The following is a 22996-nucleotide window of genomic DNA, read 5'->3' as shown; positions in this document are numbered from 1 at the left end:
CGCTTGTTTTATACAGGTGTGCATTTTTTGTGATGAATTTCACAATCAATGCAAGCGAAATACCGAGGCTATTGGCTGCCGTAGGTAATCGCATCTTAATAAATGTTTCACCTTAAGAGTTTAGGCTCTTAATAACTGAAAGGTAAAATGCCAAAGGTTAAAACTAAATCTGGAGCGAAAAAACGTTTCAAGTTGTCAGGTACTGGCAAAATCAGAAGAAAGCACGCTTACAAGTCGCACATCTTAACTAAGAAAACGACTAAACAAAAGCGTAACCTAACTTTGATGGGTGAGGTAGACAAGGCTGATACAGTTAACGTGAAAAAAATGCTTTGGCTATAAGTCAAACATTCACAATTACTTTATCAAACAAATTGATTTACAAAACTTATTAAATTTAGAAAAAAATGCCTAGATCGGTCAACCACGTCGCGTCTCGCGCTAGAAGAAAAAAAATCCTTAAGTTCTCAAAAGGTTATTACGGTGCTCGTAAAAATGTTTGGACAGTAGCAAAAAATACAGTTGAAAAAGGCTGGCAATATGCTTACATCGGTCGTAAACATAAGAAGAGAAACTTCCGTAGCTTATGGATCCAACGTATCAACGCTGCTACTCGTATGTACGGTGATATGTCTTATTCTGTATTCATGGGTAACTTACATAAAGCAGGTGTTGAATTGAACCGCAAGGTTCTTGCTGACCTTGCTATGAATCACCCTGAAGCATTCAAAGCAGTTATCGAGAAAGTTAAGTAATTAACCTCCTCAATATGCAAAAGACCTATAACATTCGTGTTGTAGGTCTTTTTTTCTAATTCGTAATTCCACTTTTTGATTAATTATATATCACTATGTTAGCTATTAGCAATGTATCATTTCACTTTGGAAGCAGAACAATGTATCAAAATGCTTCTTTAACTGTTTACCCTAAAAACCGTATTGGTATTGTTGGGCATAATGGTGCCGGTAAAACCACATTGTTAAAACTAGTTCATGGTGATCTAACTCCAGATGAAGGCTCTATCACAATGCCTAAAGGATGTACAATTGGTTTCCTAAATCAAGACCTCCTATCCTATCAAACCGACGATTCTATTCTAAGTGTTGCCATGGAAGCATTTGGTCCTGTTCTACAAATTCAGGCACAAATTGATAAAGTGCTTCATGAAATGGAGACAAATTATAAAGAAGAATTAGTCGAAAAACTTGCTACGCTTCAAGAAAAATTTGAGGCAATGGAAGGGTATACGATCAAATCAAAAGCAGAAGCCATCTTAGCTGGACTAGGTTTTAAAAATCACGAATTAGAAAGACCTTTACATAGTTTTTCTGGAGGATGGAGAATGCGTGTAATGTTAGGTAAACTTCTTTTGATGAAACCTGATGTTCTCATGCTTGATGAGCCTACCAACCACTTGGACCTCCCTTCTATTCAATGGATTGAAAACTACCTTTCTACTTATGAGGGAGCGGTATTAATCGTTTCTCACGATAGAGAATTTTTAGATAGAGCCATCAACCAAACGGTAGAAGTTTCTCAAGGTCGTTTAACTTCGTACTCAGGAAATTACTCTTTCTACCTTGAAGAAAGAAAGCTTAGAGCTGAATTACAGAAAAACGCTTATGAGAATCAACAACAAAAAATCAAAGAAACAGAACGTTTCATAGAAAGATTCCGTTCAAAAGCGACTAAAGCAAAACAAGTTCAATCTAGAGTTAAAATGCTCGATAGAATGGACATGATTGAGGATGTTAGAAATGACAATCCAGAAATCAATATGGACTTCCAATTCAATCAACAACCAGGAAAAGTTATATCAGAACTTAATGATTTTGACAAAGGTTATGATGAAAAAGTCATCTTTAAGAATGCCAACTTACAGTTGATGAGAGGAGACAAAGTCGCTTTAATTGGCGCTAATGGTAAGGGTAAATCAACTTTACTTCGTCTTATTTCTGGACGCGAAGAATTTGACAAAGGGGAAAGAAAAGGTGGTCATAATGTAATTACAGCCTTCTATGCACAACATCAATTAGAAGATTTACATGTCGAAAATGAGATTCTTGATGAACTAAAGCAAGCGGGATCTGATAAAACAGAGCAAGAATTAAGAGGCATTTTAGGTTGTTTCTTATTCGGAGGAGATGAAATATTCAAGAAGATCAAGGTATTATCAGGTGGAGAAAAATCACGTGTTGCATTAGCCAAGACGCTTATTTCTGAAGCTAACTTTTTAATGCTTGACGAACCCACCAACCACTTAGACATTCCTTCTGTAAATATTCTAATTCAAGCGCTTCAACAATATTTAGGCACTTACCTTATTGTTTCTCACGACCGTCACTTTATCTCACATGTAGCCAACAAAATATGGTACATTGAAGATGAGTTACTGAAAGAATACCCAGGAACTTATTTAGAGTGGGTTGAATGGAAAACACGTCAAGACCAAGAAAAGGAATTACTAGAAAAACTTGATCAAGAAGAAGGAAATACAACAGACAAGCCTAAGAAAGAAAAGAAAAAACATGTAAATATTGGGCTTAAAGAATGGCAAAAGAAAATGAAAAAGGCCAAATCAGAAATGGAAAAATTTGAAGAATTGGTCATGGAACTTGAAGAAAAGAAAGAAGAAGTTGAAGGTTCTTTGGGGGATCCGGAAATATTCGGAAATACTGATAAATTAGCAGAAGTAAATAAAACATACCAAGAAATTAAAGATCAACTTGATGAAGCCACTGAGAATTGGGAAGAGTGGACAATGCAAGTTGATGAACTTGAAGAATTAAAACCAGAATAACCTTAACATGAACGCCTACGATCAGGGATATTACATAACAGAAGATGGACATGAACTCTATTATGAGCAATCTGGCCATCCTTTGGGTGTTCCTGTGCTTTATCTACACGGCGGTCCTGGTGCAGGACTAAGTGAGGGCTATTCTGAAATTTTTAAAGATACACCTGCAATTCGATTAATTGCGTTAGACCAAAGAGGTGCAGGAAATAGCAGACCATTAGGAAGTCTACATAACAATACCCTAGAGTACTTAATTAACGATCTTGATGAGTTACGAAAAAGGTTACATATTAAAGATTGGTTTATTTATGGAGGAAGTTGGGGTTCTACCTTGGCATTGGCTTATACTTGCTATTATCCTCAATATGTAAAAGGTTTAAACTTATGGGGTATTTTCTTTTGCAATCAAAAAGAGTTGGAATGGTTATTTTATTCCGCAGCACCTACTATGTATGCGGATGTTGCTTCTATCCTTCATCAAGGTATTAATAAAGCCAACTTAAATGTATTCCTAAAATCTTATCAAGAAGCAATGGACGGACCTGATTTTAAGCAATTTTGTACGAATTGGTTATTATGGGAATCTTTCGCTTCAGAACATCCACACACTAATTACGAAGAACTTTACCAATGGAGCCCTTCTGATTATGCTATTGCTTGTGCAAGAATAGAAAATCATTATTTCATTCAATCACCCAATATCATTAATAATAAAAGTCTTGAGGAACTTATAGCTAGGAGTACAATTATCTGCCCTGTATATATTACCCATGGCAGAAATGACCTTGTTACCCCTTCAATTTCTGCATTACAGCTTCACGAATTATTACCAAATAGTCAGCTAAATATCATTGATAAAAGTGGTCATTCTTTATCTCATCCCAATATGATGGAAAGTATCATCAAATTTGGGAAAGAGTTACTGCAACATAATTTAGATTGATCTTATGTTAGAAAAACATCAAAATCATTAAATAATTGATTTCTGATTAAATCTATCTCCCCTTTTAAAGGAATTTCAGACAAAAATATATGAAATGCCATCACTTGAGAACGATTCAATTGCATTACTTTTTCTTTGTTAGTATCAAAAAGTGATATATTAAATTTAGCATCATACAATTCTAAAAGTAATTGATGACTGATATCTTCAGGCATTTTATCTTTATATGCTTCTGCAAGTTTAAAAAGTATACTCTGTAAAAATCGAAAGTTTATTTCGTTTAATTTAAGTCTATATTTCTTCATTTATGATAAGACGTTATTCTTTGTCTGCTATAAGGTAAGCATAATATTGAGACACCAAATTTACATCAACTAACGGAAAAAAACCTGATTCTAATTTATAGTTTTTCATTTTACAAGGATACTTTTCAGACATTTCCTTTTCAAATTGATGAAAATCTTCTATTTGATTTTTAGTAGTGATCACCCACCTAGATCTATTTGGGTCGTGTACTGCTTTTCTTAACCCCAATGTGATATGTCCCATAGTGTGTCTTGCATTCACCTCTACACAAGGGTGAACCTTTAAAGTCCCATCATCACTCCTAATTATCATTGCATCTACTCCTAGTTTTCCTTTATGATAATTGTATTCATTAGTTCTTTTAAATGCTTGCATAAGATCGTTAGCAAGAACAGAAATAACATCAGAAATTTCTTCAGGCATTATTTTCTTGTAATCTCCTAACAGGCTTCCTCCATATTGACCAGTAGACGAAGCATCAAAAACAGTTACTCCTAAAAACTCTATCCCTTTTTCATTAAAATCATATAATAGGGAAAAGTCCATCAATTTATCTAACCAAGGTTCAACAAGTATAGAATTATGCACAGAAATCCCACTTTCAATCCAAGATTCTATTGCTTGATTCATTTCCTTCTTCTTCAATAATAACAATCCACGGCCAGATGCACTGAAGGGCAACTTAAAAACAACTCCATTAGAGAACTTATCAAACGTCTTTTCGAAAGCTTCAAGTACCTCTATTTCTGAGGAATAAAATGACCCTTTTAAACTTTTTGAGATATAAAATTCTCTTTTAAGGTTAATGATATAATCCAATATTTTATACCCTATTTCCCTATGATACAAGGCTCTATCCGAAAGAGTCCATTCATTTATTCCTCTAATTTCATAAGGTTTTTTTGAAAAATACTCCACAAAATCAATTGAATTACCCCATACTAAAAAGCTTTTTTTCTCAATTACCTTATTTTGTAATTGCTTTAATGATAAAAAACTTACATCCTTATTAAATAACTTTTTGAGTTGATTGGACCATCTATTTTTAACCCCATACTCATTGATAATGAAGACTTTATCACCAAATAACCAAACTGGAAGTGTACTTAAGTCGTTAGACAACACCTTAAATTGTTTATTTGGAGTATAATTTCTAGCATTTTTAGCTACTGATAGCTCACAATAGGGATTAAATAAAAAATACTTAGGCATTAATTTTGTATTATTCTACGTAAAAATATGTTATTGTAAAGATATCAATGATAATGTTGATCAACTAAAAATACAATATACGACTCTATATTATTTTCTGTATTAAGTACTATAATAATCTACAACTTACTTCACTTATTAAACTGCATCGAAATAACACAATGAAATTATTTATTAAACTCATAATATTGAGCATTTTAATGCCAATATTTTCATTTGGATCGTCATTGGAGGAGGTCCTGTATTTAAGCGAAGAACAAGAATCTTCAAATGGAGCACCATTTGTCTATTTCTACATGGACATGGAAAACACTTTAGAATTTGATGATGTTTCTGTGAAATCGTTTAGCAAATTTACCCCTTGGAATAGTAATTCAAATGTGAACTTTGAGTATGGACAAGGATCTTTATGGGCTAAAATTGACATCCAAAATATGGATGAAAATGTAAGTGATTGGCTTATTGAAGTACCTTACGCACCTTTAGATGAAGTAGAATTTTTTATCGTAAAGAACAATAAACTTAAAAATCATTTCGTAACAGGAGATCACGTTAATTTTGATGAAAGACCTATCGATCATCACAATTATTTATTTCCAATTACACTAGAATCAAAAGAAGCTGCAACAGTATATTTTAGAGTAAAAACTGATGGTATTGTAAAATTACCAATGTTCTTTTACAAACCTTGGAAATATGCAGAAGTTAACTCGAAGTATGAAGTATCTTATGGTATTATATTAGGTATCTTAACTATGCTTTGCATTCTTAGTGTAACCACCTACTTACCTACAAAAGATTTCTCTTATTTACTCTATCCTCTTCCATTAATTGCAAAAATATTATTTACATTTTCATTAACTGGACATACTTTCCAATATTTATTCCCTTCTCTGCCCCAAATGGCAAATATTATAACACCTTTATCTATTGCTTTATGGATGCTTGGGGAATCATTATTCAATTTGTACTTCCTCAAAACAAGGAAATTATCTAATGTTGCATTTGGAATAAATATCGTCGGTTTTGTTTTTGCTTTTGCAACTATCGTAACTAGTATATTCCTTTCATATTATGCCGCTATTAAATTAGTGACAGCTATCTCAATTCCTTTTAGTTTAATGTCTTTAGCACTAGGTTTTATTGCCTACAGTAAAGGGCAAAGAATTGCGAGATATTATATTTCTGCATGGGGTATCTACTGCATTGGCTTATTTGTTTTTGTTGGATTTGCCACAGGACATTTACCTGACAATTTCTTCACTGAACACGCATTAGATTTTGGTGACTTATTCCTTGCTCCACTGTTATTTGTGGCTTTAAGTAAAAAGTATGCTGTTTATAGAGAGCAAAAAAATGAAGCAATTCAACAAATGCTTGAAATGGAAGCTAAAGCCAAAGAAGAACTAGAGTATAAAGTAGTTGAAAGAACTGCTGAGTTGCAAGAAGCCACTGTTGAACTAGAAGAAAGAAAAGAAGAGCTAGAAACTCAAGCAAGCCAGCTTTTATTAAAGAATGAAGAAATAACATCTCAGTCAGAAGAACTTCAATCGATGAATGATAAAATGACTGAGACAAATGTCGAATTGGAACAAATCAATGAAGAGATTGCTGCCCAAAGAGACATGATGGAGGTTAAAAACAAACAGCTTGAAACTGTCACGAAAAATCTTCAAGACAGTATTAATTATGCTAAAAGAATCCAAAGTAATATTCTTCCTCCTATAGAAGAATTTCAAAGATTATTTAAAGACTTTTTCATTATGTATCAACCTAAAAACACTGTTTCTGGTGATTTTTATTGGGTTTCAGAAAATACCAAAGAGAATAAAGTTATTTTAGTTGCAGCCGATTGTACTGGTCATGGCGTACCTGGTGCTATGATGTCTGTAATGGGAGGCGGATTTTTAGATAAAATAGTCAACTTAAGAGGTATCACCTCTCCTGCTCGAATTATTATCGAGATGCAACAAAACCTCACAAATATATTAAAAGGAAAAGACTCTAAAGATGGTATGGACCTTGGAATTATAGTTTGGGATAGAAACAACAATAAAGTAATATTTGCAGGTGCACACACTCCACTAGTATTTGTTCAAAAAGGCAAAATATATAGCATTAAAGGAGAAAGATTAAGTTTAGGTACCAAAATTGAAAAATTGGTAATCAACGAACATAGTATTTCCCTATCTACTCCAACTAGTTTCTACCTTTTCTCTGATGGTTATCAGGATCAGTTTGGTGGTGAACATAATCGTAAAATCTCAAGTAAAAAACTTAGAGAGCTGATTTTAGAACTATCCAACAAGCCAATGGAAGAACAAAAAGACGCATTCAATACTTATTTCCATAACTGGAAAAATAATGACATCAATAAGCCAGAAAAACAGACGGATGATGTATTATTATTAGGAGTTAAAGTAGAGCCCAAAGGAATGATTTAATATTTAATACCCTTAGGTTTTAAACAAAAGAGAGATTGATTCACTAAAACGTTTCAATCTCTTTTTTTCAATCTTAAAATATAAAATTTGTAAGTATAATAATGACAATGTATAGTTTTAACTAAGAAATGGCTAATATTTTTAAAAGATGATATTTATCCCCAAATTTTAATAATCATAAGTAGATATTGTCAATACGAAAAATTATATCTAAAGTAAATTCATTTAAATAGTGAAAATTCTCATACTTAACTCTGGAAGTTCATCAATCAAATTCCAGCTTATTGATATGCCTTCGGAAGAGGTAATCGGTAAAGGTTTGATTGAAAAAATAGGACTGAAAGACGCGTCAATTACAGTCAAAAATGCTAAAGGCAAAAAAAGTTCACTCCAATTAAATATTCCTAACCATGCTAAAGGTATTGAATTCCTTTTAAGCATTCTTACGGATGTAAATATGGAGATCATTTCTTCTTTAGATGAATTATCTGCTGTAGGTCACCGTATTGTTCATGGTGGACAAGCCTTCGCAAAGAGTGTGTTAATAAATGAAGATGTAATGCATGGCATCGAATCTTGCATTGAATTAGCTCCTCTACACAACCCCGCTAACATCAAAGGTGTACAGGCAATGGAACTAGCTATTCCTGGTATTTCTCAAGTAGCTGTTTTTGATACAGCATTTCACCATAGTATACCAGAACATAGAGCTATATATGCTTTACCGATTGATCTATATAAAAAGTATGGATTAAGAAAGTATGGTTTCCATGGTACTTCTCATCAATATGTTTCTTTAAGAGCCAAAGAAATTTATGGCGATGATAAAACATCAAAAATCATTACGTGTCATTTAGGTAATGGTGGTTCTTTAAGTGCTATACAAGATGGTAAATCTATAGAAACTTCAATGGGATTCTCTCCTACTGATGGACTTATGATGGGTACTCGTTGTGGTTCTATTGATCCAGGTGCAATACCTTTCATTGCGGAGCACGAACATCTTGATATGGCAGGAATCTCTGAATTGATCAATAAAAAGTCTGGTTTACAAGGTATCTCAGGTATTTCATCTGATTATAGAGACGTATCATCTGCTGCTGATAAAGGTAATAATGATGCCAAATTAGCATTAGAAATGTTCCATTATGATGTGAAAAAATATATCGGTACTTACATGGCTTCTCTTGGTGGTGTAGATACTATTATTTTTACTGGTGGTATTGGTGAAAATTCTGCTCAGGCAAGAAGAGAAATCCTTAAAGGTCTTGAAGGGTTAGGCATCGTCGTCGATGATGAAAAAAATGATAAAGTAATGGGTATTGAGGCTGATATCTCTCCAGATAATAATGGAGTAAGAGTATGCGTCATTCCTACGAATGAGGAAGTTATGATTGCTAGAGATACTTTTGATATTGTATCTTAATCGTAAATATTCTTCAAAAAAAGCCGCTTGAAACTAATTCAAGCGGCTTTTTTTATACTTTAACTACTATCTTTTTTCGATAAAGAATAAGTACAAAAATGTATAAAATCACAACATAACTTATTGCAAAAACGAATGAACCTAATTCATTACTCCAACCTATATTCATCATAATTTGATATATATACTCCTTTAATGAAGTCCCATTTATTGGGATAATGTACATCAATTTAGCCCCTAATTCTGCGACAACATAGGCGATCATAGGATTGAGTCCAAATGCATGAGGTACTAATGTTATTTTAGGATTAAAATTTTTGACATCAAAAATATAGTAACATAAACCTAATGTGATGTATGCCCAGCCTCCAGTATACAATACATAAGTAGAGGTCCACAAACTTTTATTTATAGGAAATACCACACCCCAAATTGCTCCTGCAATTGTTAAACACGCCCCAATGATAATTAACCGTTTAACAATGATCGATTTATCCAATGTTTTCACTAAGACACCAGCTATAATACCTAATAAAGTAGTAGCGATGGCTGGTAAAGTTGTTAAAAGCCCTTCAGGGTCCCATGTTTTAGAACCTGACCACAAATAATTCCCCATCAGCTTAAAATCTATATATGCTGACAACACTTTATTGGGATCATCTAAATCTGGTGTACCTATACCGGGTATTGGAATTAATGTCATCATTCCCCAATATGAAATCAGTATTAATACTAGAATACCAATTATGTTTTTTATATCACTGTATAAAAATATTGTGGTAGCAAAAATAAAAACTAATCCTATTCTTTGAAGTACTCCAGGTATTCTTAAACTTGAAAAATCAAAGAATGGAAATAGAGAAATAAACAATCCGATTCCTATTAATTTTAGACCTCTCCAAACTGCTTTCTTTAGTAATTGAGGTCTTTTACTCTCCTCTTTCTTTGCATTATACATCGAAAAGGAAATAGATACACCTACAATAAATAAAAAGAATGGAAAAACTAAATCTGTAGGTGTACAACCATGCCAATTTGCATGCTGTAAAGGAGGATAAATATGAGACCAACTACCGGGGTTGTTCACCAAAATCATTAAGATTACAGTTAGTCCTCTAAAAATATCAAGAGATAAAATTCGTTTGGAAGCCATCATTTGTTTTTCATTTCATTACAAAAACAAAACTATTTAATTATATGAATTCTCATGATAATTTCGACCAACAACCAAAATTGTAATATCAATTACATTTATTTTTTACTTATGAACCATAACCCTAAAATAGTTAAACCAGCATTGATTAATAAAATCTCAAATCCAAATTGATACCCAAAGAACAATTCTTTTGAAAAAGTATTCAAAACAAATGATAGTATTGGAGCTAATAAACATACTACTAATACTTTTTTATCATCAATTTGATTGGTTGAAAAAATACCGTAAGCAAAAAGTCCTAATAACGGTCCATAGGTATAGCCTGCGGCTTTAAATACATCAGATACAACACTATCATTATTGACAGCTCTAAATACAACAATCACTACAAATAATAAGAGACTAAAACCTATATGTACTAATTTCCTTTTTTTATTTGATTCTATCCCATTCTTTAATCTCAAAAAATCAACACAAAAAGAAGTGGTTAAAGCAGTTAAAGCAGAATCAGCACTTGAAAATGCCGCAGCTATAATACCCAAGAGAAAGACAATAGCCGTAAATGTCCCAAAGTAATTAAGTGCCAATGTAGGATATAATTCATCTGCCTTGGCTGGAATAAGAATATCATTGTATCCAGCATATTCATATAGTAAAACCCCTAGTGATAAGAAAACAACAGTGGATAAAAAGAAGACTACAGCAAATGACAACACATTTTTCTGTGCTTCTCCTTTACTTTTGCAAGTAAGGTTCTTTTGCATGATATTTTGATCTAAGCCATTCATTGATATCGTAATGAACATTCCTGCCAACAATTGCTTCCAAAAGAAAGTTGGAGATTTCCAATCCCAATTAAATATAGTAGACATTTCACTTTCAGAGATCGTTTGAACCATACTTGATGGTGTTAATCCTAAGTCTGAACCTATCGTATAAATGGTCCAAACAGCAGCTAATAATAAAAAAGTTGTTTGTAAAGTATCAGTCCAAACAATTGTTTTAATACCACCTTGAAATGTATATAGCCAAATCAATAAAATGATCACAAATACTGAAACTGCAAATGGAATATTAAAAGCTTCAAAAAAAGCAATTTGTAAAACTAAAGCTGCTAAATAAAGTCTAAAAGCAGCTCCAATAGTTTGAGATAGCATAAAAAACAAAGCTCCGGTTTTTGATGCTTTGACACCAAATCTATCTTTTAAATACTCATAGATACTTACAAATTGCTTACTGTAAAAAAGAGGAATTAACACATAAGCTATTACTAAATACCCGAGCATATTTCCCATCATAAACTGTAAATATCCCCATCCACCTTTTGCTACCATTCCTGGTACAGAAATAAATGTAACCCCAGATAAAGTTGCCCCTACCATTCCGTAGGCTACTAAATACCATTTTGATGATTTATTAGCTGTAAAAAATGTTTGGCTTTGTTTCTCTCCCTTTTCCGAAGTCAGTATAGATATTCCGAATAATAAGAGGAAATATAAAAAAATGACAATAATGACTATTGTTGGTGTCATAAATACAATATTTGATAGTTATAAATCAGGTTGTTACAATTAGAAAATACTCTTTTAGTAGCACTAAGGCTTCTAATTTTTTAACCAATTTAATTAAACTTTTATACTGGAGATTATTGAAATACTATTTTCTTTTCAACTCCATTTCAAATTAAACTAATTATCATGAAACTCTATTATTCAATCCTTATTTCTTTATTTATATCTGTAACAAACGTTACATATGGACAAGTCACAACTAATTCGAACCTATATGAGTTAGTAGATACTGATCATTTAAATACAGGTTTAATCTTTAAGGAAGGTAACACTAATTATAAAGGAACGCCTTTCTTTGACAAAGAATGGAATGTTAGTTATGTTGTTACAAAAGGTGAAATCATCTATGATAACTTGATGATCAAATTTGATATCTTTAAAAATGAAGTGATGTTTCTCGTTACAATCAGGCACAAAAAAAGGGTAGCTAAACTAATAGCTACCCTTTTTCATTTTCTATATTATTATACAGTCTGTGCTGTAAATGCTTCTTGTAATGCTACAGCTACGGCTACTGATGCCCCAACCATAGGGTTATTACCCATACCAATTAAGCCCATCATTTCAACGTGAGCAGGAACTGAAGAAGAACCTGCAAATTGAGCGTCAGAGTGCATTCTACCCATAGTATCAGTCATACCGTATGAAGCAGGACCAGCACCCATATTATCTGGATGAAGTGTTCTACCTGTACCACCGCCTGATGCCACTGAGAAATATCTTTGACCTAACTCAAAACGTTCTTTTTTGTAGGTACCAGCCACTGGATGTTGGAAACGAGTTGGGTTAGTAGAGTTACCTGTAATAGATACATCCACTCCTTCTTTATGCATAATTGCAACACCTTCTCTTACATCATCTGCTCCGTAACATTTTACTTCACCTCTAGGACCTTTTGAGAATCTACGCTCTTCAAGAACATTTAATTCACCTGTTGTGTAATCAAATTGAGTTTTCACATAAGTAAATCCATTAATTCTTGAAATCAAGTAAGCAGCATCCTTACCTAGACCATTTAAAATAACTCGTAAAGGATTTGTTCTCACTTTATTTGCTGACAATGCAATTTTAATTGCTCCTTCTGCTGCTGCAAAAGATTCATGACCTGCTAAGAAAGCAAAACATTCTGTCTCTTCATTTAACAAACGAGCTGCTAAATTACCGTGTCCAAGACCTACTTTACGTTGATCTGCTACAGAACCAGGAATACAAAAAGCTTGAATACCTTCTCCTAATGTAGCTGCTATATCAAACGCTTTAGTTTGACCTTTTTTAATGGCAATTGCTGCACCTAATATATATGCCCATTTTGCATTCTCAAATGCAATTGGTTGAGTTTCTGTTACAATGTTGTATACATCAACACCCTTTTCTTCTACTAATTTTCTCGCATCTTCAATAGTCTCAAATCCATATTGATCTAAAACTGTTTTTATGCTATTTTCTCTTCTATCGTATCCTTCAAATAATGCCATGATTGAAATTTCTTTAAGGTGATTAATATTTTAATTTTAATGGAATTGGGATTAATTATGACGAGGATCAATGTATTTAACTGCCTCATCATAACGGCCATAGGTCCCTTTTGCTTTTTCCATTGCATCATTGGCATCTTGACCATCTTGAATCATTTCCATCATTTTACCTAAGTGAACGAATTGATAACCTATTACCTCATCGTTTTCATCAATTGCTAATTGAGTAACATAACCCTCAGCAACTTCTAGGTATCTCACCCCTTTTGCTTTTGTACCATATGTAGTGCCTACTTGAGATCTTAATCCTTTACCAAGATCTTCAAGACCAGCACCAATTGGAAGACCACCTTCAGAGAAAGCAGATTGTGTTCTACCATATACAAATTGTAAGAAAATTTCCTTCATTGCCACGTTAATTGCGTCACATACAAGGTCTGTATTTAATGCTTCTAAAATAGTTTTACCAGGTAATATCTCTGAAGCCATAGCAGCTGAGTGAGTCATACCTGTACAACCTACTGTTTCAATTAAACATTCTTCTATAATACCATTTTTAACGTTAATAGTTAATTTTGATGCACCTTGTTGAGGAGCACATGCACCTACACCATGCGATAATCCAGAAATATCCGTAACATCTTTTGCGTGAACCATATTTCCTTCCACTGGAATTGGAGCGTTTCTATGTGCATTTCCACCCATTTGTGCCAAAGGACACATTCCCTGTATTTCTGATGTGTAGTTCATAATATTGAAATATTTTTATTTTTTTAACTTCTTTATTATGAACGGTTATTCACTTATTATGGATGAAGATAAATGTTAACGTGGTTTAATCTTTTTAAGGTATTTTAATATTTAGAATCAGTATAAATAAGGTAGTTCTTTCTTATCTGTTTATAAGTTTTTAAGTCTTTTTGCCATGAATCCTTGATTTCCTTTTGAGACTTCTTTTGATCAATCATTATTCTTAAAGAATCAGTTCCTGACAATAAATCCATCCATTTATTTTTAGATATAACGGATTTCTTTTCATTCTCACTAAATTTTTCGTTCCAACCAATAATATAGCTCAGGTCTAACCCACCCTGTTGTACATTACGCAAATCTTCTCCATAACATTTTTGATCTTTCAATACCGGATTCGATGCAGCCCCTTTTATTGATCTTGGACTAAAATTAAATTCGCCCATCGTTTTATTATTATAGCCAATTACCTGGAATGGGAAATCAGTCCCTCTACCAATACTAACTGGAGTCGCCTCAAAAAAACAAAGGGATGGATAAAGTTTAATTGACTGATCATTCGGTAAATTCGGTGATGGTTTAATGGGTAGAGAATATTCCATTGCATGATTATAGTTCAATACTGGAATAATTGTCAATTCACATTCTTTTTTTGTTCTTAACCATTTTTCTCCATTAATCATTCTAGCTAATTCGCCAACTGTAAGCCCGTGTAGAATTGGAATAGGATGCATACCTACGAATGAGGTAAACTCTTTCTTTAAAACAGGACCATCTATATACATTCCATTTGGATTTGGTCGATCCAATATCAACAAAGGAACCCCTGCTTCTTGGCAAGCTTCCATCATATAATGCATTGAAGATATATAAGTATAAAATCTACATCCAACATCTTGGATATCAAAAATGATGATATCTACTTCTTTTAATAGATCTGGACTTGGTCTTTTATTTTTCCCGTAAATAGAATAAATCTTTACTCCTGTAGACGGATCAATACCATCTTTTACATGTGCACCTGCATCCTCATTACCTCTAAAACCATGTTCTGGAGCAAATATCATTTGAATATCTAAGCCTCTATTATGTAAAGAATCCACTATATGAATCCCTTTTATGGTTGAAGTCTGATTCACCAAAAGACCAATCTTCTTACCTTTGATATAAGGAACATACTTTTCAGTTTGCTCTGCACCAACAATTATTGGAGGTGTAGACTCTTTCTGTGCTTCTGCAGTATTGTCTTGCTTTGATGCTGAACAAGAAAAAATAATTAATGTAAGTACTACTGTAATAAAGTTTTTCATAATCTATTTTTTTATTCCCATTCCGGCTTTAAAGCGATCGTCAATACTAACAGGAAGGATACCTTTATATTTAATATCACCAATAATCACCTTTGAAAAAGATTTCCTTAACTGTGGTAGATCTTGATAGGCAATAGTCAAAGAACTTAAATGATCTAAATTTCTAAATGATCTCAATACATAAGCGTTTCCAAAAAACACAGCATGGTGATTCTTAATTTTTGAGGAAACCTCCATGTATTTTAACATGCTGTAAGTTACTCCGTACGGATACTTTTGATTAGGATTAATATGATCTCCTTGCCCTAATTCTACCGCAATATTTTTAGTTCTTGGACTCATATAAAAAGAACCAAATTGTGTAATTACATTATCAAAACTATGAAGCTTATTTATCAGACTATTGATTTGTGTTAAATTAGCATATTTGGATAAATAAAAACTTTCAACCTTAAACCCTTGTGATTGAAGCTGACCTATTAAATATTGATCACTTTTTTTTCCAATATTAACCACTCCAATGGATGTACCTGTAAAAGTGGGTTTGTCTTCTTTTTTTAATAACAAGGTCATTGCTTCATCAGCAATATTCTGAATTAAAACTTCTGCGGCTTTTTGATCAAATGTTGGGTGATTCTTCACAATAGTTTTTTCGTCTACCATCAACCAACGTTTTAGCAATAACATTTTCCATCCCTTTTTATCAATTTCTTCCCAAGACAATTCCCCATTATCTATCAAGGTTTTCACCTCTTTTATCGCTACACCAATATGATTCGTAAACTCAACGACATCATTCCCTGCTTTTAATGCTTGAGCATCTGCCTTACCATAAGAATGATATTGTTTTGTGATTGCATCCATTAGAATACCATCAGTAAAAACAATTCCTCTAAAGTTCATGTCTTCTCTTAAAATCCCTTTGATCATTTTCTCAGATAATGATGAAGGGTATTTAGGGTCTAATTCTGGTACAGACAAATGTGCAGTCATTACACCTCCTACACCTTTTTGTACAAGTTGATTAAATGGATATAGCTCAAGACTATCCAAACGAGATCTAGAATATGGTATTACTGGTAAGTCCTTATGAGAATCAACATTGGTATCTCCGTGCCCAGGGAAGTGTTTTATTACAGATAAAACTTTTTGATCTTCCAACCCTTTAGCATACATCCAACCTTTTGAGGTGACCTTCATTTTATCCTCTCCAAATGATCTATAACTGATAACAGGGTTTTCTGGGTTATTATTAATATCTACTACAGGTCCATAACTTATACCTACTCCTACTTGCTTCAGTTGTTTCGCTATTTGAGATGTCATTTGATATATAAGTTCGTCATTTTCAATTGCACCTAGAGTCATCGCATACGGATAAGAAATACCCGATTTAGGCAATCTCATACCCAAACCCCATTCAGCATCTAACGTATGTACAAGCGGTGTTTTTGAAAAACTATTTAAGTTATTGATAGCATTGATTTGATCATCTACATCACCTTTAAAATATATTACTCCACCTACATTATATTTCTGCACCAACATCTTTACTTCTTTGTAACTTCCTTTGGTATAATGAGGTACAATAAAAAGTTGAGCAATTTTTTCTTCATCGTTTAAAGACTTCCAAACAGAATCTACCCATACGATATCTTCCCATGAAGCTTGATAAAATTGAGGATATTTTGATTGAGAATGAACTTTAGAAAAGCACAAAAAAAGTATTAAAATTAATGCTTTTTGATAGGACATATCTTAGAATTTAGTTCAATTATTATTAGTTTAGTCTCTAAATTAATTAACGCTCTTCAAATAAACTCTTTAAACTCGTTATTTTTCTAATATGTTATCAAAATACCTACTAACTACTATTGCTATTTTTATCTTTTCATTTGCTTCCTTTTCACAAGGATGCAGTGACGCAGGCGTTTGTTCTACAGGAGCTTTAAACCCTATCAATGATAAAGTAACAAAATCAAGTGTGAATAGTAATTTCTCTATTGGGTACTTAGCCTATTATCAAATATATAAAGAAAGAGACTTTGACTATGGCGCTGGACTATCTTTTGATTATTATTTATCAAAAAGAAGTATGATACAGTTAAAGGGACTATATTCTGTTAAAGAGTCTGTTCTAACTACCACTCAAGGTTTAGGAGATGTCACTTTATCTTACTCCTATCAATTCTTACAAAATGAAACATGGTCAGGTAGTTTTGTAATTGGGGGAAAAATACCCACTAACGATGCAAATTTAGAGCTAGATGGAAAACCTCTCCCTATGTTTTATCAAACTTCATTAGGTACTTACGATGGTCTAATTGGTGTATCTTTCTACACTAAATCTTTTCATTTTTCATTAGGCTACCAACAGCCATTGACCACATTAGAAAATCATGAATATGACCCCTTCTATTGGAAAGATGACCCTAAAGGAGAATGGATGGCTAATAATTATGCTTCTACCAGACATTTAGATAGAAAAATGGATATTAGTGGTAGGATAAAATATACTTTAAAAACTTCAAAATGGTCTATATCTCCAAGTGTTTTAGGTATATATAAGCCTGAAAAAGGATATGTAGAATCTATTGAGGACGGTAATTTTTTGGTAGATGGTAGTGAAGGTTTAACTATCAATTCTATTATCGAAATGAGTTATAACTTTACTACTCATTTCTCGATGAACTTACTTGGTGCATACGCAGCTCAACAAAGACCCAAGAATCCTGATGCTTTGAATAGGGATTTTGTTCTTAACCTAACAATTAAACATCAGATCTAATCAACATGAAAAAGTTATTTATATTATTTCTCTTAATTATTAATCAAACTTTTGCACAAGATCTACTTGACTCTGCAAAAATACTTTATGTTGATGGAAAAATAGATCAATCTTATTCCATATTAAATACAATATCCAATACTCAATATCTAAATGAAACTCATGCATTAAAGGCAAAAATTTTAGGTCAGAAGAACCTCTATACAAAAGCCTATAAAATTCTTGATGATGAAAATTTAGATGCGACAAACCCTACTTATCTAAGTATCATAAATACAAAAGCATTTCTATTAGAAAATGAAGGATTTCCTAACGATGCACTTAATGTATTAACACAAGGAATTACAACTTTCAAAGAATTTCAAAATGATGATCAGTATAGACTCTTCTTTGTAGAGAATTATTCTTTACAAGGCACTGCTTACTGGCAACTTGGTGAAAATAATGAGGCTACAGAATACTTAAATCAATCTTTAAATCTGGCGAAAAAATTAAATGATCCCATCCTAGAAGCCAATTGCTTTATAAACATTGGACTTGTTCACTCTAAAAATGATACATTTAAAGCCCAAATTAATTATGAAAAAGCACTAGAAGAATACCGTAAAGTGTACCCTAATGAAGATCACCCAAGCATTGCATCTATTTATATTAACTTGGGTATTCTATTTGAGAAAAATTTCTTTGTGGATAAAGCGATCAATTCATTTGAAAAAGCTTCTAATATTTGGTCAAAGTTTTATGGTGATGAGCACCCCAACGTAGCTTTTACCTACATTTTTATTGCCGATGCTTATCTAAAAAGTGGTCAAGTTGAATTAGCCAATGAATACTATAATTTCTCTTTAGAATTGTATCAAAATGTATTTGGAAACAAGCACCCTGAAATTGCTAATATTTATATCAAACAAGGTGATATTGCCCTTGACAAAGGAGATTATAAAAATAGTTTAGCTTTATTTCAGAAAGCATTGATCGCTAATAATCATGAATTCAATTCTACAAACATCAAAGACTTCCCCTCTATTAGTAACTACCTTAACCCTTTTATTAATCTTGTTGCATTACAAAAGAAAGCTGAAGTACTTGAACAAATTCACTACGGTAAATCCCTCAAACGCAATGACTTAAACTTAGGTATTCAGTCTCTCGAATTAGCACATCAATTAATCAATAAGATAAGAGGAAATCAAAAAAGTGAACAAGATAAAATCAAATTATCTGAAATAACCAATAACATTTACGCTGATGCAATACGTTTATCGATCGCTTTAGGTGAAGCTTCCATCGCTAAAGAAAAATGGAATAATAAGGCATTTGACTTTATGGAATGGAGTAAATCAGCCACCTTACAACAAGCAATTCAAGACACACATGCAAAATCTTTTGCCGGAATTCCAAAGACACTCATTGAAAAAGAAAACAACTTTAGAGATGAAATAAATGGATTAGAAAAAGGTATTATTAATGCTTCCTCTGTTGATGAGAGAGAACAGTTAATTGTACAACTCTTTGAAAAAGAAACAGATCTAGATCGGTTTATCAATCAATTAGAAACGGATTATCCTAAGTATTTTCAATTAAAGTACAGTACCAAAACCATTACTGCAAAAGAAATAAAGGAGAAACTTCCCAAAAATACTGCCCTTGTGAGTTATTTTATTGCTGATAAAGAAGAACTTTTGTACATCTTTTTAATTGCAAATAAACAATTATACATATTCACTCAAGACTTTGATGAAGACTTTAAAGATGAAATCGTAAGTTTAAAAAGTGGTTTGAAATTTAATTTTGAAGAAATCATATCAATGTCTACAGAATATTTAACTGATAGACTATTGCCATTTACTTTTAATAAGAATATCGAAAAAATAATCTTCATACCTGATGGTAAAATCAATAGCATACCTCTTGATATACTCTATTATACATCTGTATCAGAAAATACGGATCCGAAAGACCTTCCTTTTTTAGTAAAGAAATATGCTACATCATATAATTTTTCAGCAACAATTGCACTTCAAGAATCGAATGCTGATAACTTTAATACCACATTAACTTGCTTCGCCCCTATACAGTTTAAAGATAGTAATGGTATAGATGAATTTGATCCATTACCAGGTACTTTGAGTGAAGTTAACGAGATAAAATCAATAACTGAAAATGCAGGATGGTCTACAAATAATTACATCTATGAAAAAGCGAAAATATCATTATTAAAAGATCAAGATGTTTCAAATAGTGGTTACATTCATTTTGCTACTCATGGAGTGGTAAATGAAGAAAATCCAAATCAATCTTTTATTTATCTAGTAGATGAGAAAAGTGATGGATTACTATTCGCATCTGACATATATAATTTAGATTTAAACGCACGTTTAGTTACATTATCAGCATGTGAGACAGGTTTAGGCAAGATCTCTAAGGGAGAAGGACTTATCGGGCTATCAAGATCATTAAAGTATGCAGGTGTTGAAAATTCGGTAGTTTCCTTATGGACAATTAATGATATTTCCTCTGCACTTTTCATGCAATATTTCTATCAAGAGCTTACCAAAAACAAAGACATTTCTCTCGCTTTACAGAAAGCAAAAATTAAACTATTTCAAGGAAGAGTTTACAATTCCCCATATTATTGGGCTGCTTTTTCATTAATTGGTAGTTGAGGAAACTTTCTAGAAGGTGAATTATGTTAGGTGTATGTTAGTGTTATATGAACCCAAAATTTACCCTATCATGAACGATACAACTGTTCTTGTTATCGATGATGAAAAAAACTTACTTGACAGTATTGTTGACCTATTAGAAATTAACGATTTTAATGTTTTATCTGCTCAAAGTGGTCATGAAGCATTAGATCTGCTAAAGAAAGAAATGCCTGATATTATTCTGTGTGATATTATGATGCCTGCTATGAATGGTTACCTTTTTTTAAAAGAATTAAGAAAGAATCCTTTGGCCGTTGGTGTGCCGTTTATATTCCTGTCTGCTAAGAGTGATAGAAATGATATTAGAAAAGGTATGAACCTAATGGCTGATGATTATATCACAAAGCCTTTTACCCAAAAGGAATTATTAGACAGTATCAAAGCACGTATCAGCCGTATTGAAGTTCTCAAAACGGAGATTATGATGTTCATGAAAAATATTCAGCATAATTTAAATAGCAGTAATATTAATTCTCACGAGATATCTGAAACCACAAAAGAATTAGACACACTAAAAGCTTTACTCAATTCACAAAATAAAGCAATAGAGAAGTACTGTTACCTTAATTCACATAAAGTTAGAGGACCATTATGCAGAATCATGGGATTAATTGAACTTTTTAACTCATCTGATGACAGCATGGCGAAAGAAATTGTAAATCATTTAAAGTCAAGTGCAGATGATTTAGATAAAATCACAAGAGAGATAACAATGGTCATATCCTCACACAAACCAAAAAGTGCATAAAAAAAGGAGACATTTCTGTCTCCTTTTTTTGATCTTAAGTAGTTTAATCTAATGGATAACCCATTGCATTTGCTACCATTCTTTGAACGACATTTCTAATTGCTTCGTTCTTAATTTTTTCAATAACATCACCAGCAAATGCATAAGTTAATAGTGCTCTTGCTTGGTCTTCAGGAATACCTCTTGCTCTTAAGTAGAACATTGGCTCCTCGTCTAATGCACCTACTGTACAACCATGTGAACAAGAAACATCATCAGCCCAAATTTCTAATTGAGGCTTAGTATCTACCACTGCATCTGGAGATAATAAAATGTTTTTGTTAGACTGGAATGCATTTGTTTTTTGTGCATCTTCACGAACAAAGATTTTACCGTTGAAAATCGCTTTAGATTTCCCACTTAAAATACCTTTGTAAAGCTCGTTACTGTAAGAGTTAGGCATTTTATGATCTACCATTGTATGGTTATCTACGAAAGATTTCTCATCCAATAGATATAGACCAGTCATATGACCTTCACAGTGCTCTCCTAAAGAAATATTCAGGTTATTACGAACTAATTTACCACCTGTTGTAATAGTCACATTATCATAAACAGAATTATCTGCTTGTTTTGCCTCTGTTACTGTTACAAGTTGAGTAGATTGGTCCTCATCCTGAATTTTAATATGATTTACATTGGCTCTTTCACCAATAGTTACTTCTGAAACTGCATTTACTAAAGTACCTTCAGCGTTATTTAAGATAGCATTTCTTTCAACATATGAAATTTGTGTACCTTCTTCTGCAATCACTAAAAGACGAGGTTGAATGACTAAATTTGATTGTGAAACCACATTTAAAATCATTACTGACTCTTCTTTAATTGCATTACGCTTTGCGTGAATAAAAACACCTTCAGTAGTTGAAGCTGTATTTAAACCAACAAATGGTAAATTATTATCAGCATGCTTGCCAAAATTCTCTAATAAAAGTTCTTTTTTATCAGAGTTTAAAGCTTCAGCAAAAGTATTGATATAAACTTTTTCTGAAGAATTAAAGTTAGAAAGGCCTGCATTGTATTTTCCATTAACAAATACCAATGTTTCAACACCTTCAATTAAATAACCTTTGATATCATCAGAAGAAATAGCTGCTTCTTTAACATCAAATGCATAATTTGAAGAGACAAGTTGTTTAACGTTAGTATACTTCCACTCCTCGTCTTTGATAGAAGGGAAATTATTTTCAGCAAACCCTTCAGCAGCAGAAGTTCTCACTTCTACTAATTCTGGAACAGCTTCAATCGTTTCCTCTATATATTCTAAAGCACTATTTTTAAGTGCTGCGTTTTCAATTACTGTACTCATGTAAGATGGTA

The 22996-nt window shown here is 32.6% G+C and carries 19 protein-coding genes; 10 read left to right on the top strand and 9 right to left on the bottom strand.

What is annotated here, in order from left to right:
• The first annotated feature begins 147 nt into the window (after positions 1–147).
• The 4 genes from rpmI (at position 148) to NH26_RS02620 (ending at position 3743) form a co-directional block, all read left to right on the top strand.
• Positions 148–342, top strand: coding sequence for a 50S ribosomal protein L35 (gene rpmI / locus NH26_RS02635; RefSeq protein WP_044200946.1), 195 nt, complete (start codon positions 148–150; stop codon positions 340–342).
• 65 nt (positions 343–407) lie between these two features.
• Positions 408–755: a 50S ribosomal protein L20 gene (gene rplT, locus NH26_RS02630; RefSeq protein ID WP_044223887.1), complete on the top strand. Its 348-nt coding sequence runs from the start codon at positions 408–410 to the stop codon at positions 753–755.
• A gap of 95 nt (positions 756–850) precedes the next feature.
• Positions 851–2800, top strand: a complete 1950-nt coding sequence (gene abc-f / locus NH26_RS02625; protein ID WP_044223884.1) for a ribosomal protection-like ABC-F family protein — start codon at positions 851–853, stop codon at positions 2798–2800.
• A gap of 7 nt (positions 2801–2807) precedes the next feature.
• Positions 2808–3743 (top strand): alpha/beta fold hydrolase, encoded by a 936-nt coding sequence (locus NH26_RS02620; RefSeq protein ID WP_044223882.1) that lies wholly within the window; start codon positions 2808–2810, stop codon positions 3741–3743.
• 2 nt (positions 3744–3745) lie between these two features.
• Here NH26_RS02620 and NH26_RS02615 read toward each other — a convergent pair whose 3' ends face one another.
• Positions 3746–4048: a hypothetical protein gene (locus NH26_RS02615; RefSeq protein WP_044223880.1), complete on the bottom strand. Its 303-nt coding sequence runs from the start codon at positions 4046–4048 to the stop codon at positions 3746–3748.
• A gap of 13 nt (positions 4049–4061) precedes the next feature.
• Positions 4062–5261, bottom strand: coding sequence for a hypothetical protein (locus tag NH26_RS02610; protein ID WP_044223878.1), 1200 nt, complete (start codon positions 5259–5261; stop codon positions 4062–4064).
• 200 nt (positions 5262–5461) lie between these two features.
• On the opposite strand from NH26_RS02610, the gene NH26_RS02605 reads away from it, so the two are divergent.
• Together NH26_RS02605 and NH26_RS02600 are read left to right on the top strand one after the other, a co-directional pair.
• Complete coding sequence (locus NH26_RS02605) at positions 5462–7705, top strand: 7TM diverse intracellular signaling domain-containing protein (protein ID WP_044223876.1); 2244 nt, start codon at positions 5462–5464, stop codon at positions 7703–7705.
• 232 nt (positions 7706–7937) lie between these two features.
• Positions 7938–9131: an acetate/propionate family kinase gene (locus NH26_RS02600; protein WP_044223874.1), complete on the top strand. Its 1194-nt coding sequence runs from the start codon at positions 7938–7940 to the stop codon at positions 9129–9131.
• A 52-nt stretch (positions 9132–9183) separates the two neighbouring features.
• Here NH26_RS02600 and NH26_RS02595 read toward each other — a convergent pair whose 3' ends face one another.
• A complete protein-coding gene (locus NH26_RS02595) occupies positions 9184–10284 on the bottom strand; it encodes an acyltransferase family protein (protein ID WP_044223872.1) in 1101 nt (366 codons plus the stop codon).
• A gap of 98 nt (positions 10285–10382) precedes the next feature.
• The gene (locus tag NH26_RS02590; RefSeq protein WP_044223870.1) at positions 10383–11819 is read right to left on the bottom strand and encodes a sodium:solute symporter; all 1437 of its coding nucleotides are present in this window, start codon (positions 11817–11819) and stop codon (positions 10383–10385) included.
• Between the two features lie 165 nt (positions 11820–11984).
• Between NH26_RS02590 and NH26_RS25215 the strand changes: the two genes are divergently transcribed.
• Positions 11985–12431, top strand: a complete 447-nt coding sequence (locus NH26_RS25215; protein WP_139262823.1) for a hypothetical protein — start codon at positions 11985–11987, stop codon at positions 12429–12431.
• Here NH26_RS25215 and NH26_RS02585 read toward each other — a convergent pair.
• The 4 genes from NH26_RS02585 to NH26_RS02570 all read right to left on the bottom strand — a co-directional run bounded on the left by NH26_RS02585 (position 12323) and on the right by NH26_RS02570 (position 17148).
• Positions 12323–13333, bottom strand: a complete 1011-nt coding sequence (locus NH26_RS02585) for a GGGtGRT protein (RefSeq protein WP_044223868.1) — start codon at positions 13331–13333, stop codon at positions 12323–12325. The two genes, NH26_RS25215 and NH26_RS02585, sit on opposite strands and share 109 nt — an antisense overlap.
• 51 nt (positions 13334–13384) lie before the next feature.
• Positions 13385–14083: an iron-sulfur cluster assembly scaffold protein gene (locus NH26_RS02580; RefSeq protein WP_044223866.1), complete on the bottom strand. Its 699-nt coding sequence runs from the start codon at positions 14081–14083 to the stop codon at positions 13385–13387.
• Between the two features lie 104 nt (positions 14084–14187).
• Positions 14188–15393 (bottom strand): exo-beta-N-acetylmuramidase NamZ family protein, encoded by a 1206-nt coding sequence (locus NH26_RS02575; RefSeq protein WP_052432023.1) that lies wholly within the window; start codon positions 15391–15393, stop codon positions 14188–14190.
• Positions 15394–15396: 3 nt separating this feature from the next.
• Positions 15397–17148 carry a glycoside hydrolase family 3 protein gene (locus NH26_RS02570; RefSeq protein WP_052432022.1) on the bottom strand — a complete coding sequence of 584 codons (1752 nt, stop codon included), beginning with the start codon at positions 17146–17148 and terminating at the stop codon, positions 15397–15399.
• A gap of 91 nt (positions 17149–17239) precedes the next feature.
• Between NH26_RS02570 and NH26_RS02565 the strand changes: the two genes are divergently transcribed.
• The 3 genes from NH26_RS02565 (at position 17240) to NH26_RS02555 (ending at position 21637) form a co-directional block, all read left to right on the top strand.
• Positions 17240–18181 (top strand): hypothetical protein, encoded by a 942-nt coding sequence (locus NH26_RS02565; protein ID WP_044223864.1) that lies wholly within the window; start codon positions 17240–17242, stop codon positions 18179–18181.
• Positions 18182–18186: 5 nt separating this feature from the next.
• On the top strand, positions 18187–20847 hold the full coding sequence (locus tag NH26_RS02560) for a CHAT domain-containing protein (RefSeq protein WP_044223861.1): 2661 nt from the start codon (positions 18187–18189) through the stop codon (positions 20845–20847).
• Between the two features lie 70 nt (positions 20848–20917).
• Positions 20918–21637 (top strand): response regulator transcription factor, encoded by a 720-nt coding sequence (locus NH26_RS02555; protein ID WP_158021869.1) that lies wholly within the window; start codon positions 20918–20920, stop codon positions 21635–21637.
• Between the two features lie 43 nt (positions 21638–21680).
• Here NH26_RS02555 and sufD read toward each other — a convergent pair whose 3' ends face one another.
• Complete coding sequence (sufD, locus tag NH26_RS02550; protein ID WP_044223860.1) at positions 21681–22985, bottom strand: Fe-S cluster assembly protein SufD; 1305 nt, start codon at positions 22983–22985, stop codon at positions 21681–21683.
• Between the last annotated feature and the right edge of the window lie 11 nt (positions 22986–22996).

The organism is Flammeovirga pacifica (assembly GCF_000807855.2).
Taxonomy (GTDB): domain Bacteria; phylum Bacteroidota; class Bacteroidia; order Cytophagales; family Flammeovirgaceae; genus Flammeovirga; species Flammeovirga pacifica.
The sequence above is the reverse complement of the archived record's forward strand: the minus strand, read 5'-3'. Positions and strand labels throughout refer to the sequence as shown.